The organism is Pseudomonas sp. A-R-19, assembly GCF_019956575.1.
In the GTDB taxonomy this organism is placed as follows: Bacteria; Pseudomonadota; Gammaproteobacteria; order Pseudomonadales; family Pseudomonadaceae; genus Aquipseudomonas.
Genome location: NZ_JAHBDR010000114.1, coordinates 1 through 15,416, shown reverse-complemented (window position 1 = coordinate 15,416; position 15,416 = coordinate 1). Strand labels below are relative to the sequence as shown.

Below are 15,416 nucleotides of genomic sequence, written 5' to 3'. Positions count from 1 at the left end.
CGAAGACGGTGTGTCAGCCACTATCCATTTCGGCTGAGCCACCGCTTTCGCGAGCAAGCCCGCTCCCACAGGGTTTGGTGGTGTTTTCAGTCGCGCTTGAGCATCACCGGCAACTGCGCCACCAGCTTCGCATTGTTCAACGGCGCGCGGATGAAGCCGCGCTGGGTGCCGTCCGGTCCGATCACCGCGAGGTTGCCGCTGTGGTCGACGGTGTAGTTCGGCTTGCTGGTGTCTGCCGGGATGAACGGAATGCTTACCGCGTTGGAGATTTTTTCCAGCTCATTGATCGACGCCGGGGTCAGGCCGATGAACTGCGGGTCGAAGTAGCTCAGGTACTGCTTGAGCTGTTTGGGCGTATCGCGATTGGGGTCGACGCTGACCAGCACGATTTGCAGTTTATCCACAGCCTCGGGTGGCAATTCGCTCTTGATCTGCCGCAGTTGGGCGAGAGTGGTCGGGCAGACATCCGGGCAGAAGGTGTAGCCGAAAAACAGCAGGCTCCACTTGCCTTTCAATTCATTGATCGTGACCGGCTGACCGTCCTGATTGGTCATCGTCACGTCCGGGAGGTTACGGCTCTGCGGCAGCAAAATGATGCCGGCGTCGATCAGTGCCGTCGGGTCGCCCTGGTTTTTTCCGGACAACACCTTGTTGACGGTCAGGCCCAGGATCAGTGCGACCAGGGCGACGAGAATGAAGACGGTTTTCTGGGTTCGAGTCATAGGTTCAACAATAAGTAGTGGTCTACGAGCAGGGCGATAAACAGCAGGAACAAGTAGTAAATAGAGTACTTGAACGTGTTGATCGCCGCGTGCGGCCGAGTGCCACGGTACAACACCACGGCCCAATGCAGAAACCTCGCGCCCAGCCCGAGCGCGCACACCAGGTACAGCGTACCGCTCATGTGGATGACATAGGGCATCAGGCTGACGGCGAGCAACGCGAAGGTATAAAGCAGGATATGCACCTTGGTGTAGTGCTCGCCATGGGTAACCGGCAGCATCGGGATGTCGGCCTTGGCGTATTCCTCTTTGCGATGGATCGCCAGCGCCCAGAAGTGCGGCGGGGTCCAGGCGAAGATGATCAGCACCAGCAGCAGCGGTTCGGCGCTGACGTGACCGGTGGCGGCGGTCCAGCCAAGCAATGGCGGGGCCGCACCGGCCAGACCACCGATGACGATGTTCTGCGGGGTCGCGCGCTTGAGGAATCCGGTGTAGATCACCGCGTAACCAAGCAATGAGGCGAGGGTCAGCCACGCGGTCAGCGGGTTGGTGAACGCCAGCAGCATGGCTTGCCCAAGCGCCGCCAACAGCAGCGCGAACGTCAGCGCGGCGGTCGGCGAAACCCGGCCTTCGGCGAGCGGCCGTTTGTGGGTGCGCGCCATCACCGCGTCAATGCGCCGGTCCACCACATGATTGACCGCCGCCGCGCCACCGGCACACAGGGCGATGCCCAGGTTGCCGAAAATCAGTACCGTCCACGGCACGCCGGCACGGGTCGCGAGGAACATCCCCACCAGTGAAGTGATGAGCATCAGCACCACTACCTTGGGTTTGGTCAGCTCCAGGTAGTCACGCCAGATCGCCTGACTGGGACGTTCGCCGATCAGAATCGCCATGGCATCTCTCCTTTTATTGTTATGGGCCCGGCTGAGTGTTTACGCGGGCTGAAACGCCAGCGCGTTGGCTGCTTGACCCGAACCAGACTGGTTCGGGCGTGGTAATTGACCAGCACCATGGTCAGCAACAACGCCGCGCCGCCCGCGTTATGCGCGACGGCCACCGGCAGCGGCAGATGGAACAGCACGTTGCTGATACCCAGGGTGATTTGCGCGCCAAGGGCAATCAGCACCATGCCCGCCAGGCGCGTCATGCCGACCACCTTCAATTGCCAGGCCAGGCCGAGCAACACCAGGGTGACCAGCAGCGCACCGATGCGATGGGTCAGGTGTATGGCCGTACGGGCATCGCTGTCCAGTTGCCCGCCCAGGTAATTCGGGCCGATGTGTTGGGTCAGGTGAAAACCGTTGGCGAAGTCGGCCGGTGGCAACCACTGACCGTGACAGGTCGGAAAGTCGATACAGGCTACGGCGGCGTAATTGGAACTGACCCAGCCACCGAGAGCGATTTGCCCGATCACCAACAACAGCCCCGCCGTCGCCCAGTGCTGCAAACGTCGTGGCACGGTCAGCGCCGGCAGTACGCCGGACAGGCGCAAGGTCAGGAGAAACAACAGGCTCAAGGTCGCGAAACCACCCAGCAGATGCCCGGTGACCACCTGCGGCCAGAGCTTGAGCGTGACCGTCCACATGCCGAACGCGGCTTGGCCAAAAACCACCGCCAACAGAAACAATGGCAACTTCACCGGTTGCCCCGGATGGCGGCGATGCAACCACGCGCGAGCGGCCAGCACCGCGATCAACACCCCCAGCGTGCCGGCGAAGTAGCGGTGGATCATCTCGTTCCAGCCCTTGTGGGCCTCGACCGGAGTGTCCGGGAAGTGCAATTCGGCATGGGCCAGCTGGGCTTCGCTTTTCGGTACGCTGATGAAGCCGTAGCAGCCCGGCCAGTCCGGGCAGCCGAGACCAGCATGGGTCAGACGGGTGTACGCGCCGAGCAACACCACAATCAGTGCGAGCAAGGTGGCAAACAACGCGAGGCGAAATCCAGGTTTGGCCATGACGATGCCCTTATCCGATATTCGACAGTTTCAGCAGGTGACGCAGGTCGTTGAGCAGGTCCTTGCCCTTGACTGAGGGGTCGTAGCGCAGCACCAGATTGCCGTGAGGGTCGATGATCCAAAGGTGCGGCGCGTCATTGCTCTGAGCGCCTTTGATGTAGGCCGGCAAGTCCAGTGAATAGCGTTGCAACTGCGGGTACTCGCGTTGAAGTTTAGTCTCGTAATCGGGGTTCAGCGTCTGCGCGGCGGCCAATGCATGGCTGGCGCGGGAAGCATCGCGCCCCAGGCCGATCTGGACCTGCCGCGCCAGATACACCAGTTGCTGGCAGTCCACCGCGCAATCCTTGGGCGCCGTCACCAGGATCTGCCAGCGATCCTCCTGCGCCTGTACGCCGATGTCCGCGCGGGTCTGGCCGTTGCCGATCAATTCGCCGTGATAACTGCGGCCCTCGGGCACCCAGAAATTCAGCTTGTACATGCCGGTGGCGAGGATCATCGGACCGATCACCCCGAGCAGGATCAGCAGCAGCTGCAAGCGGCCCTTGCGCCGGTTCACCGACGGTTTCGCCTCAGACATGCTGGGTGGATTCATGGCCGCTCCCATGGTGTTTCTCCTTTGCGTTGTGCCAGCCGAGATAGAGATAAAGACCGAACAGGGCGATCGCCATGGCGAACCACTGCACGGCATAAGCGATGTGTTTTTCCGGACCCATGGCGACTACTGGCCAGTCGGCCTGATAGGTGGCCGTGCCGGTTTCGGCGCGTAGTTCGTAGGCAAAGCCTTCGCGGTTCAGCGTCCTCCAGAGGCTGGCCGGTTCGACGGCCGTAATCAGCTTCGGCCATGTCGACGTCGTCGGATCTGCGTGTAATTGGAACGTCGCGCCGGGAGAAACGTAGACCCACGCGTCGAGGCTGACTGCCTCGGCAGGGGTTGTGAATTGTGGGGGTGTGCGGCGTTCCGGCCATGGCAGCCAGCCGCGATTGACCAACAGCCAAAGCCCGGTGGCCTGATCATGAAACGGTTGCAACAACTCGACGCCGACCCGGCCGTTGCGCTGGCTATTGTCCAGCAGCAGGCTGTGTTCGGCATCGAACTGGCCATGCAAACGTACCCGGCGGAAGGCCGGATCGGTGATGCTCTGCAGCTCGGTGCTGGCCATCGGCTCGGCGGCGCGGCGTTCGGCATAGTTTTGCAGCAGCGCGCTTTTCTCCGCGCCCCGGCTCAATTGCCAGAACCCCAGGGACACCAGCAGCGGCAGCAACAGCCCCACTACCAGCGTTGGCACGATACCCGGCCGAAAGCACTTCATGGCATCGCCAGAAAGTCGGTCATCGCGATAGCTATACTCAAGTGCATCGCTTGTTCCCCCGGAGTCCCACCATGCTCAAAGCAGCCATCGTCCTGATGCTGATTGCCACGGTTGTCAGCCTGTTCAGCGGCCTGTTTTTTCTGGTCAAGGACGACAGCCACTCAAACCGCCTCGTCATTGCCTTGAGTGTACGTGTCACTCTGGCCGCCATTACCCTGGGTCTGATCACCTGGGGTTTTTTCAGCGGCCAGCTGGTTTCTCATGCCCCCTGGTAGCTTGCTCGTGAAGGTGTGTCAGTTACCCCGATTTCGACTGATAGACCTTCGCGAGCTAGGTCGCTCCTACAGCACGTAGACGAAAACGAACAACCCGATCCACACCACATCCACGAAGTGCCAGTACCAGCTCGCCGCTTCGAAGCCGAACTGGTGCTCGCTGTCGAAGTGCCCGCGCATGACCCGCATCAGCATCACGAACAGGATGATGGTGCCGATGGTCACGTGGGCGCCGTGGAACCCGGTGAGCATGAAGAACGTCGCGCCGTAGATGCCCGAACCCAGGGTCAGGCCCAGCTCGTGGTAGGCGTGCATGTACTCTTCGGCCTGGAAGGTGAGGAACGCACAGCCCAGCAGTACGGTGAGCGCCAGCCACAGCTTGAGTGCACCGCGATGGCCCTTTTTCAAGGCATGGTGAGCGATGGTCACGGTCACGCTGGAGCTCACCAGCAACACGGTGTTGAGCAGCGGCAGGCCCCAGGGGCTAATGACTTCCTTGGGCGACGGAAACAATTTCGAGTCCGGGTTATTCAGCAGCGGCCAGACGAATTCGAAGTTCGGCCACAGCATGTGCGCGATGCCTTTTGTGCCCTCACCACCGAGCGCCGGACCAGAGACGTGACGTACATAAAACAGTGCGCCAAAAAAGGCGATGAAGAACATCACCTCCGAGAAAATGAACCAGCTCATGCCCCAGCGGAACGAGCGATCCATCTGTGCGCTGTACAAGCCGCCACGACTTTCCTTGATCACCGTACCGAACCAGCCGAACAGCATGTAGGCCACCATCAGCCCGCCGATGAAAAAAATCAGCGGCCCGTGGGATTCCGGGCGCGCCGCTTTCAGATCGTTGAACCAGGTGGCCAGGCCGTAGACGGTAGTGACCATGCCGAGCGTGGCGATGATCGGCCATTTGCTCTGGGCGGGAACGTAATAATGTTCATGAGTTGCCATTTATTGTTCTCCTTATCGGGCACGCTCAGCCGCCAGTGTTTACAGCTACCGGTGGATGTCGGGCGGTGATATCGAACAGCGTGTAAGACAGCGTCAGGTGCTTCACATCCTTGGGCATGTCACGGTCAACGATGAAACGTACCGGCATCTCGATCCGCTGACCGGGCTGCAGCACTTGCTGGGTAAAGCAGAAACATTCGGTCTTGTGGAAGTACGCCGCCGCGGTGCTAGGCGCGATACTCGGCACGGCTTGCGCACTCATCGGCTTATCGGTGGGGTTGTGGGCGATGAAGATCATTTCGTTCACCGCCCCGGGGTTGGCCGTCAGTTCATCGTGCTTGGGATAGAAATCCCAAGGCATGTCGGCAGTGTTGGTCGACAGAAACTGCACGCGCACCTGCCGCGAGGTATCGACCGTTTGCTCACCCTCGTACTGCCCGCCGGTCTTGCCATTGATGCCGAAAGCCTTGCACATCACGTCGTAGATCGGCACCAACGCAAACCCGAACACAAACATCGCCACCACCGCGATCAGCAAACGCGTGACCAGTTTCTTCAACGAAATTGAGTCAGCCATGATTCCAAACCTCTACGCATAACCCTGTAGGAGCCGGCTTGCTGGCGATGCAAACACCTCGGTGTATCGGCAACACCGCGTTATCGTTCATCGCCAGCAAGCCGGCTCCTACGAGGGCTTTGTTCATTTCACTTCCGGCGGCGTGGTGAAGGTGTGATACGGCGCCGGCGACGGGATGCTCCACTCCAGACCTTCAGCCCCATCCCACGGTTTGGCCGGTGCTGGCGGACCGCCGCGAATGGTCTTGATCACGATGAACAGGAAGAAGATCTGCGTCGCACCGAACATGAATGCGCCGATCGACGACACCATGTTGAAGTCGGCGAATTGCAGGTTGTAGTCCGGAATCCGCCGCGGCATTCCCGCCAGGCCCACGAAGTGCATCGGGAAGAAGGCCATGTTCATACCGATGAACGACAGCCAGAAATGCAACTTGCCGAGGGTTTCGTCGTACATGTGGCCGGTCCATTTCGGCATCCAGTAATAGGCCGAGGCGAAGATCCCGAAGATCGCCCCCGGCACCAGCACATAGTGGAAGTGCGCGACCACGAAGTAGGTGTCCTGGTACTGGAAGTCCGCTGGGGCGATGGCCAGCATCAACCCGGAGAAACCGCCAATGGAAAACAGGATCACGAACGCCACGGCGAACAGCATCGGCGTCTCGAAGGTCAGCGAGCCTTGCCACATGGTGCTGGCCCAGTTGAACACCTTCACGCCCGTTGGCACCGCAATCAGCAGCGTGGCGTACATGAAGAACAGCTCGCCCACCAACGGAATGCCGACCACGAACATGTGGTGCGCCCAGACGATGAACGACAGGAACGCGATACTCGCCGTGGCGTAGACCATCGAGGTGTAGCCGAACAATGGCTTGCGCGAAAACGCCGGAATGATCGAGCTGACGGCACCGAACGCCGGCAGGATCATGATGTACACCTCGGGGTGACCGAAGAACCAGAACACATGCTGGAACAGCACCGGGTCACCGCCACCGGCGGCACTGAAGAAGCTGGTGCCGAAGTGGATGTCCATCAGCATCATCGTCACGCAACCGGCCAGTACCGGCATCACCGCAATCAACAGGAACGCGGTGATCAGCCAGGTCCAGACAAACAGCGGCATTTTCATCAGCGTCATGCCGGGGGCGCGCAGGTTGAGGATGGTCGCGATCACGTTGATCGCCCCCATGATCGAACTGATCCCCATCAAGTGAATGGCGAAGATGAAGAAAGTCACGCTTTCCGGCGCGTAGGTCGTCGACAGCGGTGCATAGAAGGTCCAGCCGAAGTTCGGCCCGCCGCCAGCGGTGAACAGGGTCGAAACCAGCAGCAGGAACGCCGCCGGCAACAGCCAGAAGCTGAAGTTGTTCATCCGCGGCAAGGCCATGTCCGGCGCGCCGATCATCAGCGGAATCATCCAGTTGGCGAGACCGACGAAGGCCGGCATCACCGCACCAAAGACCATCACCAAGCCGTGCATGGTGGTCATCTGGTTGAAGAATTCCGGCTGGACGATTTGCAGCCCGGGTTGGAACAACTCGGCGCGAATCACCATCGCGAACGAGCCGCCGAGCAGGAACATGGAGAATGCAAACCACAGGTACAGCGTACCGATGTCCTTGTGGTTGGTGGTCAGCACCCAGCGCATCAGGCCTTTGGCGGGGCCATGGGCGTGGTCGGTGGCGGTATGAACATGTTCATCGATTACAGCAGTCATGTCCTGTCTCCTGCAAACAGATGGGCTGGGCAGGCCGGGATGCATAGCCCCGACCGGTTCCTTACGTGCGCAATAGACCGGGTCATTTGCTTTCCGCCTGTTTCAGCTCCAGCACTTCTTTAGGCGTGACCATGTCGCCCTTGTTGTTGCCCCACGCATTACGTTCATAGGTCACGACTGCCGCGATATCGACTTCCGAGAGTTGCTTGCCGAACGCCGCCATCGCGGTGCCTGGCTTGCCGTGGAAGACCAGGCTCAGGTGAGCGTCTTTCGGTCCGGTGGCGATTTTCGAGCCCTTGAGCGCCGGGAACATCGGCGGCAGGCCCTGGCCTTCGGCCTGGTGACAGGCCACGCAGGTGGTGTGGTAGATCTTGTCGCCGCGATCCTTGAGCTCGTCGAGCGTCCATTCCTTGCTGGTCAGCTCTTTGAGCTGCGCAGCCTCGACCTTGCGATCGGCCAGCCATTTTTCGTAATCGGCCTTTTCCTTGACCTCGACCACGGTCGGCATGAAGCCGTGATCCTTGCCGCACAACTCGGCGCACTGGCCACGGTAGATGCCGGGCTTGTCGATGCGGGTCCAGGCTTCATTGACGAAGCCCGGGATCGCATCGCGCTTGACCGCGAAGGCCGGCACCCACCAGGAGTGGATCACATCGGCGGAGGTCACCAAAAAGCGCACCTTGGTGCCGACCGGCAGCACCAGGGGCTTGTCGACTTCGAGCAGGTAGTGCTCGCCCTTGGTTTCCTTGTTGTGGATCTGGTCTTGAGGAGTGGTCAGGTTGCTGAAGAACTCGACGTCCTGGCCCAGGTACTTGTAGTGCCACTTCCACTGATAGCCGGTGACCTGGATATCGATTTCCGGCTCGCTGGCGTCGTACATCTTGATCAGGGTCGCGGTAGCGGGAACCGCCATGGCCACCAGGATCAGGAAGGGCACGATGGTCCAGAGGATTTCAACGGTGGTGCTTTCATGAAATTTTGCGGCCACCTGCCCGGTCGAGCGGCGGTGGAGAATCATCGACCAGAACATGGCACCAAAAACGATGATGCCGATCACCACACAGATCCAGAAAATGGTCATGTGCAGGTCGAATACTGCGTGACTGATTTCAGTCGCTCCAGGCGCCATATTCACAGTCCAGGCCGCTTGCGCCTGACTGAAAATCGACCACAACAGGAGGCCCATCCAGACATGTGGATGTCGCATCATTGCGGGTTCCCCTTATCGTTCTTGTTATCCCGCCGGCTTTCACCTGCGGCAAGGGAGCGGCTGCATCAGACTACGAACTTGAATCGCCGGGCCTTGCTGCACATGCAGTCGGGCGTCATCAGCTAACTCCATTCCACCCCGAGTATAGACAGCACCTCCGACCTCGCAACGCGAAGGCGTAAATCATCTGAAACAGCATTAACTTGCATTGCAGGGCACGAATGGAGAAGGATGCAGACGAGTGGTGGCAAATCGATATAACGGGGGCGTCTCAAGGATGAAATAATTATGACAAATGCGTCTTAGCATTTTTCGTAAGCCAGCTAAGTTATGTCTTCCCTATTTCATTGCCTTGTTCCCTGGAGTTTTCATGAACACCGCCGCATTGCGCGAGCAGATCCAAAAAGCCCAACAACACGAAGCCGAGACTGGCCTGCTGACACGTCAGCTGGAAAGCAAACTGCCGCATCTACACCCGTCGATCCAATTGCCGGAGACCGATACCAACGGCGTGCTGACGCGATTTGTCGCCGCCTACATCGAAGAAGTGCCCGATCTGCTGGACGCAGCCAATGAAGTCGCCAGGGAAGCGGGCATTGAGTCACAGATCAAACCGGTGCTGAAAATCGCCGAGCAGTACTTCCTCCAGCCGCCAGCCATCATGGCCGGCCATGTCGGGCTCGACAGCCTGCTGGACGAGGCCTACCTGGCACATCGGTTTGTCGAAGAGGTCAACGACCTGTACATCAAGCATTTCGGCCAGCCACTGATCCCCCTGGACATGACTGTCGCCAACTTGATTGCTCACCAATTGATCGGTGAGTCGTTCGCCAACCAACTGGACGAAGTCGTGCATCACGCCTTCGAAGAGATGCTCAATGACGAAAACTTCGCCCTGGAATCGGTAGAAGCCTACCGTGACAAGCTCAATAGCCCGGACACCGGCGCCGCGTGGAAACGCTGGCCGTGCATGTCCCGCCGCCTGGGCGTAGGCCTGAAGCTGGATCAGCCAGCGGCTTGATCCATCGATAAACACAATCCCCCTGTGGGAGCGGGCTTGCTCGCGAAGAGGGAGTGTCAGACGACATCAATGTTGCCTGACCCACCGCTTTCGCGAGCAAGCCCGCTCCCACACTGTTATCTACCCGGCCGCGCCGACGCCGGTGTTCGTTCGCACGCGTCCCTCGAGCCTGCGCTTCAATCCCCGCGACTCAATCAACAGCCTCGACCCCTTGGCTGCATTCGCCCGTCCCCACTCTTCCAGCAACTCCAGACACGAGTGATCGATGTAGCTCAGGTTATTGAGCGGCACATGCACTGTCGTGCCCGGAGCAATACTGCCCAACACCCGGGTCAGCGCCGGCACCTTGAGGAAGGTCGCCGCACCCATCAGGCGCAACTCCATTTGCCCTTCCTGAGGCAGGTCGATCAGGCTGATTTTCAAGCGAGAGGCTTTCAGCGCCAGTTTCACCAGCGTCAGGCCGAAGCCAATCAGCACGCCGGTCAGCAGGTCCGTGAAAACGATGGCGAGCGCAGTTGCCGCATAAGTGAACATCGGCGCCCGACCATACCGGCCCAAACCACGCAAGACCTTGAGATCCACCAATTTGAAGCCGGTGTACACCAGTACGCCCGCCAGGCTTGCCACCGGAATGCTTTGCAGCACGCTGGACAGCAACAGCACGAACGCCAGCAGCCAAAGGCCATGGAAAATGGTTGAAAAACGCGTGGTTGCTCCCGCCTGAACATTCGCCGAACTGCGCACGATAACGCCCGTCATCGGCAACGCCCCAAGCAGGCCACACAACATGTTGCCGATGCCTTGCGCCGAGAGTTCCCGGTCGAAGTCCGAACGCTGGCCGCTGTGCATGCGATCCACCGCCGCGGCTGAAAGCAAGGTTTCGGCACTGGCGATGAAGGCCACGGCAAATGCGGCAATCAGCAGGGCCGGATCAGCCAGGTTGAGCAGATCCGTCGGCTTCAGCCAGTCGATGGCTTCCGCCAGGTTGGCCGGCACCTGGACCCGTTTGACCTGCAACGTCAACACCAGGCTGGCAAGCGTAGCCAGGCCGACGCCCAGTAGCGCCCCGGGAATGAAGCGCAGGGATTGTGGACGGAGTTTTTCCCACAGCCACATGACGGCAATCGTCGACAAACCTAACAAGCCCGCTTGCCAACCAAACGTGGGCAACGCCTGAGCCAGCGCTGCCGGGAAGGCTGCCAGGTTATCCAGCCCCGAGGGTTTGGGCACGGCATCCAGCATCACATGCACCTGAGACAGGACGATCAACACGCCAATCCCGGCCAGCATGCCGTACACCACCGCAGGCGCCGTCACCCGAAACCAGCAGCCCAGCTTCAAGCGACCGGCCACCAGTTGCAGAAACCCCGCCAACAACAATATGGGCCCGAGCATGGTGATACCGTGCTGGCGGACCAGTTCGAATACCAGAACGGCCAGCCCAGCCGCCGGGCCACTGACCTGTAGCGGCGAGCCGGCCAGCCAACCGACGACCAGACCACCGATGATGCCGGTGATCAGACCTTTGGCCGGCGGCAGGCCAGAGGCAATCGCGATGCCCATGCATAGGGGCAGGGCGACCAGAAACACAACCACCGAAGCCAGCAGCTCCCGTGGCAGAACAGCTTTGAGTCGAGCAGCACGCATGGTGAGTCTCCCGAAGTTTTCTTCAGGCATGGCAAAGCCAGGCTGCCTGAACGGCAGCCTCGGCTGAACCACACAACGATTTAGGAGGATTTAGAAGCGCGCTTTGGGCGTCGCCACGGGAATGGGCAGGCTGCCATTGAGCGGCAGGAAACAGCCTTGATCAGCGTCGTAGGCTTTGATTTCGCTGGTTTCGATGTTGTAGACCCAGCCGTGGATAAACAGCTGACCGTTGGCCATGCGCGAGGCCACCGACGGATGGGTGCGCAGATGCTGCAATTGGGCGATCACATTCTCTTCGGTGAGGATGTGCATGCTTTCGCTTTCACTAGAGCAGTTGCAGTTCTCCTGCACCATGGTCTTGGCCACTTCGGCATGACGCAGCCAGGCTTTGACCGTGGGCATTTTTTCCAGACTGTCCGGGTTGAGCACCGCGCGCATGGCGCCGCAGTCGGAATGCCCGCAAATGATGATGTGATGCACCCCCAAAGCCAGTACGGCGTACTCGATGGCCGTGGAAACACCACCGTTCATTTGCCCGTAAGGCGGTACGACGTTACCGACGTTACGGGTCACGAACAGGTCGCCAGGGGAGCTTTGGGTAATCAACTCGGGAACGATGCGCGAATCGGCGCAGGCGATGAACATCGCTCGTGGCCGCTGGGCCGTGGCGAGTTTCTTGAAGAGCTCTTCCTGCTGGGGAAAGATCTCATGATGAAAATGCAAAAAGCCGTCAACGATGTGCTGCAACGCTGCATCGGCGGTTTCAGCCTCGGGTTGGGCTGAAGCCGACGCAGCCAACGGCTGTTTATCCTTGTCACTCATGAATTCATCCTCATTGGCGGGCTCGGAAAGTCATCCCGTGGGGTCCGGTGTGGAGCCAGTGGCTGGTTAAAAAACATCCGGGCCAAACATCTCGACCCATCAGTCACTCGATGAACAAGGTAGCGGCCGAATCTTAATTGAAACTGAATAAAACGCTCTAGAATGCGTGTTACAGGTCACAAAAAACGTGACCAGCCTAATGCGTGAGCGCACTCTTCAGTACTCAACCATAGGCCAATTGTCCTCAAATCAACGACATTTGGCGACCCGGCGGACAAAAGGCGTCGCAGTCCAGATTGAACCCCTCCCGGTGATTGATACCCAGCCGTTTGATCGCTTTGGCAAAGCGCTGTGCCAGCAAGTCCGCAAACGGACCTTCGCCGCGCATTCGAGCGCCAAAGCGGCTGTCATAAAGTTCACCGCCACGGCTCTGGCGAATCAGGCTCAGTACGTGCGCGGCCCGTTGCGGATAATGGGCGCCCAGCCATTCCTCGAACAGCGGCGCCACTTCCAACGGCAAGCGCAACATCATGTAGGCAGCGCTTTGCGCCCCGGCCGCATGGGCCTCGTTCAGCAGGTTTTCGAGCTCGCTGTCGTTGATCATGGGGATCATCGGTGAACACAGTACGCCCACCGGAATGCCTGCCTCGCGCATGACCCGGATCGCCCGCAACCGTGCCTTGGGCGCTGCAGCGCGGGGTTCGAGGATGCGCTTGAGTTCGTCGTCGAGGGTGGTCAGGCTGATCATCACCGCCACCAGCCTCTGCCGGGCAAGTTCGGCCAGCAGGTCCAGGTCGCGCAGAATCAGCGAGCCCTTGGTGACGATGGTCACCGGATGTCGATAGCGCAGCAGCACCTCAAGTGTCTTGCGGGTGATCTGGTATTCGCGCTCGATCGGCTGGTAAGGGTCAGTGTTGGAACCGAGGTTGATCGGCGCACATTGATAACCACGTTTAGACAGCTGCTCCTCAAGCACATCCACGGCGTTGGTCTTGGCGATCAGTTTTGTCTCGAAATCCAGCCCCGGCGACATGTCCCAATAGGCGTGGCTTGGCCTTGCGTAGCAGTAGATGCAACCGTGCTCGCAACCGCGATAGGGATTGATCGAACGATCGAAGGGCAGGTCCGGCGACGTATTGCGGGTGATGATGGTTTTCGCGGTCTCGATGCGCACCTCGGTGCCCTGGGTGACCGGCACTTCCTGGTACCAACCATCGTCTTCAGCCACCGAACGGTTCGGGGCGAATCGGTTGTGCGGATTGGTCGCGGTGCCGCGGCCACGTGGGGGCAATGGCGTGTGCATGGGGGGGAATCCTGATTGCTGTATGCTCATACAGTATAACGACAATGATCTGCCGGCCAGTGCCGTTCGGCATTTAGCTCGCCGTCGAGTCTTGGAAGAGAATGAAGAGCAATCAAGAGATACACATTACAACTGGCCACTCAATATTAATCATCGCTATCGTTACCTCCCCAACAAACACAAAACGTGGATATTAATTAAAAGGATTTAATAATGTCGTTTTTCAATCTTCGCGGTATTTTCCTGCAAAAACTTGGCCCAACAATAGTCGACCCCGATGAAGTGCTTGTATCAATGCAGTTCGCATTGAAAGAAGAAGGATGGGATGCTGAAAACAACGTGCAGACGACAGCGTTGCTGGACTCTACCACCTTCATCGCATCGTCTTACGACGGTGGCCAATCGTTCAGCCTCGGCGGTATCAGCAAGGATATCGATGGTGACGGCGATATTGATGCCAATGACAAGGCCAAACTTCTGGCCTTGGCCAAAGCCTATGCCAGCATCGTCAATCCCTGATCAATACTTATTCAAAGAGAGTATCCAACAAGCGCCGGTAGAACTTAACACTCGGCCGGCGTATTTTTTGCGTGTACTTATTGGAATATATTTAGAACACTTTCACATTGATCGACGACACCAATACCGTCTGCTTCACGATTCTTTGACGATCAGCTCACGGGCCGTTGACCGGGCAAAGCTCATTCTTGCCAGTATCTCCCGTCCCTTTACTGAACGGTCGCCCGAGCATGCAATTACCACGCTTTATCCCTGCGGTGTTTCTTTCACTGATCGCAGTTTTCAACCTGGCCCCAGTCGTTGCTGACGACAGCGCTCCGATTCGTCCGGCGGAATGGGCCCAACCGGTCGAGAAGCAGTACAACCTCTTCCAGATGTCGCCGACGCTCTATCGCAGTGCGTTGCCGGACAAGGGTGCCGTGCCGCTGCTGGAAAAACTCAAGGTCGGCACGGTGATCAACTTCCTGCCTGAGGCAGACTCCAGCTGGTTGGCCACGCCAGGCATCACGCAAGTACAGCTGCCTTATCGCACCAACCATGTGGACGACGCCGAGGTGCTCAAGGCCTTGCGCGCCATCAAGTCTGCCGAAGCCAAGGGCCCGGTGCTGATGCACTGCAAACACGGCTCTGACCGTACCGGCCTGATGGCGGCCATGTACCGGGTTGTCATCCAGGGCTGGAGCAAGGAAGAGGCCCTTAACGAAATGACCCAGGGTGGCTTTGGTGACAGCACCCATTTCAAGGACGGCATTCGCTACATGATGCAGGCCGACGTGGAAAAACTGCGCACGGCCCTGGCCAATGGCGATTGCAGCACCACCCCGTTCGCCGCGTGCTCGATGAAGAGCTGGCTCAAATCCGCTCATATCGAATAAAAAAGTTCTTCACGCATTCCCGGGAAACTGTAGGAGCCGGCTTGCTGGCGATGGACTCCAGTGCGCCGCGTTTATCCAGTTCATGCGCGTAATCGTTAACGACCATCGCCGGCAAATCAGCTCCTACAAGGGACCGCGTCCTGGTTGAAATGATGTGAACGCCAAATTGTAGGAGCCGGCTTGCTGGCGATGGACTCCAGTGCGCCGCGTTTATCCAGTTCATGCGCGTAATCGTTAACGACCATCGCTGGCAAATCAGCTCCTACAAGGGACCGCGTCCTGGTTGAAATGATGTGAACGCCAAATTGTAGGAGCCGGCTTGCTGGCGATGGACTCAAGTGCGCCGTGTTTATCCAGTTCATGCGCGTAATCGTTAACGACCATCGCTGGCAAGCCAGCTCCTATGTATGGACTCGCCCCCACTGTCTACCCGCTTTTGAAAAACCGCTGCCCCGTTGCATCTATGTATTAGGCCTATTCGTGGAAGCCGTCTTCGGCTTCTGGCCAA

General features: G+C 59.0%; 16 protein-coding genes. 4 read left to right on the top strand and 12 right to left on the bottom strand.

Annotated elements, in window-relative coordinates; genetic code table 11:
* Positions 1-86 precede the first annotated feature (86 nt).
* The 5 genes from KGA88_RS29560 to KGA88_RS29540 are packed head-to-tail and all read right to left on the bottom strand — an operon-like array spanning position 87 to position 3,989.
* Positions 87-722 carry an SCO family protein gene (locus KGA88_RS29560; protein ID WP_223596164.1) on the bottom strand — a complete coding sequence of 212 codons (636 nt, stop codon included), beginning with the start codon at positions 720-722 and terminating at the stop codon, positions 87-89.
* A complete protein-coding gene (gene cyoE / locus KGA88_RS29555) occupies positions 719-1,618 on the bottom strand; it encodes a heme o synthase (RefSeq protein WP_110662261.1) in 900 nt (299 codons plus the stop codon). The genes KGA88_RS29560 and cyoE overlap by 4 nt, the downstream gene beginning before the upstream one ends.
* Positions 1,606-2,679, bottom strand: a complete 1,074-nt coding sequence (locus tag KGA88_RS29550; RefSeq protein ID WP_223596162.1) for a COX15/CtaA family protein — start codon at positions 2,677-2,679, stop codon at positions 1,606-1,608. Before KGA88_RS29550 ends, cyoE begins: the two co-directional genes overlap by 13 nt.
* Positions 2,680-2,689: 10 nt before the next feature.
* Positions 2,690-3,283: a hypothetical protein gene (locus KGA88_RS29545; RefSeq protein ID WP_110662263.1), complete on the bottom strand. Its 594-nt coding sequence runs from the start codon at positions 3,281-3,283 to the stop codon at positions 2,690-2,692.
* The gene (locus KGA88_RS29540; protein WP_110662259.1) at positions 3,249-3,989 is read right to left on the bottom strand and encodes an SURF1 family protein; all 741 of its coding nucleotides are present in this window, start codon (positions 3,987-3,989) and stop codon (positions 3,249-3,251) included. Before KGA88_RS29540 ends, KGA88_RS29545 begins: the two co-directional genes overlap by 35 nt.
* Positions 3,990-4,060: 71 nt before the next feature.
* Here KGA88_RS29540 and KGA88_RS29535 point away from each other — a divergent pair, with 71 nt between their 5' ends.
* Entirely contained in the window at positions 4,061-4,264 is a 204-nt protein-coding gene (locus KGA88_RS29535; RefSeq protein WP_110662258.1) for a twin transmembrane helix small protein, read from the top strand.
* A 66-nt stretch (positions 4,265-4,330) separates the two neighbouring features.
* Here KGA88_RS29535 and KGA88_RS29530 read toward each other — a convergent pair whose 3' ends face one another.
* The 4 genes from KGA88_RS29530 to coxB all read right to left on the bottom strand — a co-directional run bounded on the left by KGA88_RS29530 (position 4,331) and on the right by coxB (position 8,721).
* Entirely contained in the window at positions 4,331-5,218 is an 888-nt protein-coding gene (locus tag KGA88_RS29530) for a cytochrome c oxidase subunit 3 (protein WP_223596160.1), read from the bottom strand.
* Between the two features lie 25 nt (positions 5,219-5,243).
* Positions 5,244-5,795, bottom strand: coding sequence for a cytochrome c oxidase assembly protein (locus tag KGA88_RS29525; protein ID WP_110660182.1), 552 nt, complete (start codon positions 5,793-5,795; stop codon positions 5,244-5,246).
* A 123-nt stretch (positions 5,796-5,918) separates the two neighbouring features.
* Positions 5,919-7,511 carry a cytochrome c oxidase subunit I gene (gene ctaD, locus KGA88_RS29520; RefSeq protein ID WP_110660183.1) on the bottom strand — a complete coding sequence of 531 codons (1,593 nt, stop codon included), beginning with the start codon at positions 7,509-7,511 and terminating at the stop codon, positions 5,919-5,921.
* Between the two features lie 82 nt (positions 7,512-7,593).
* Complete coding sequence (gene coxB, locus KGA88_RS29515; RefSeq protein WP_110660184.1) at positions 7,594-8,721, bottom strand: cytochrome c oxidase subunit II; 1,128 nt, start codon at positions 8,719-8,721, stop codon at positions 7,594-7,596.
* A gap of 370 nt (positions 8,722-9,091) precedes the next feature.
* Between coxB and KGA88_RS29510 the strand changes: the two genes are divergently transcribed.
* Positions 9,092-9,742, top strand: a complete 651-nt coding sequence (locus KGA88_RS29510; RefSeq protein WP_223596157.1) for a hypothetical protein — start codon at positions 9,092-9,094, stop codon at positions 9,740-9,742.
* Positions 9,743-9,862: 120 nt separating this feature from the next.
* On the opposite strand, the gene KGA88_RS29505 is transcribed toward KGA88_RS29510, so the two are convergent.
* The 3 genes from KGA88_RS29505 to KGA88_RS29495 form a co-directional block, all read right to left on the bottom strand.
* On the bottom strand, positions 9,863-11,389 hold the full coding sequence (locus tag KGA88_RS29505) for a SulP family inorganic anion transporter (RefSeq protein WP_110660187.1): 1,527 nt from the start codon (positions 11,387-11,389) through the stop codon (positions 9,863-9,865).
* Positions 11,390-11,479: 90 nt separating this feature from the next.
* The gene (locus KGA88_RS29500) at positions 11,480-12,211 is read right to left on the bottom strand and encodes a carbonic anhydrase (protein ID WP_008045785.1); all 732 of its coding nucleotides are present in this window, start codon (positions 12,209-12,211) and stop codon (positions 11,480-11,482) included.
* A gap of 244 nt (positions 12,212-12,455) precedes the next feature.
* Positions 12,456-13,514, bottom strand: coding sequence for a PA0069 family radical SAM protein (locus tag KGA88_RS29495; protein WP_223596155.1), 1,059 nt, complete (start codon positions 13,512-13,514; stop codon positions 12,456-12,458).
* Between the two features lie 213 nt (positions 13,515-13,727).
* On the opposite strand from KGA88_RS29495, the gene KGA88_RS29490 reads away from it, so the two are divergent.
* Both KGA88_RS29490 and KGA88_RS29485 read left to right on the top strand, forming a co-directional pair.
* Entirely contained in the window at positions 13,728-14,033 is a 306-nt protein-coding gene (locus KGA88_RS29490) for a hypothetical protein (protein ID WP_110660189.1), read from the top strand.
* A gap of 230 nt (positions 14,034-14,263) precedes the next feature.
* Complete coding sequence (locus KGA88_RS29485; RefSeq protein WP_110660190.1) at positions 14,264-14,908, top strand: dual specificity protein phosphatase family protein; 645 nt, start codon at positions 14,264-14,266, stop codon at positions 14,906-14,908.
* Positions 14,909-15,416: the final 508 nt, after the last annotated feature.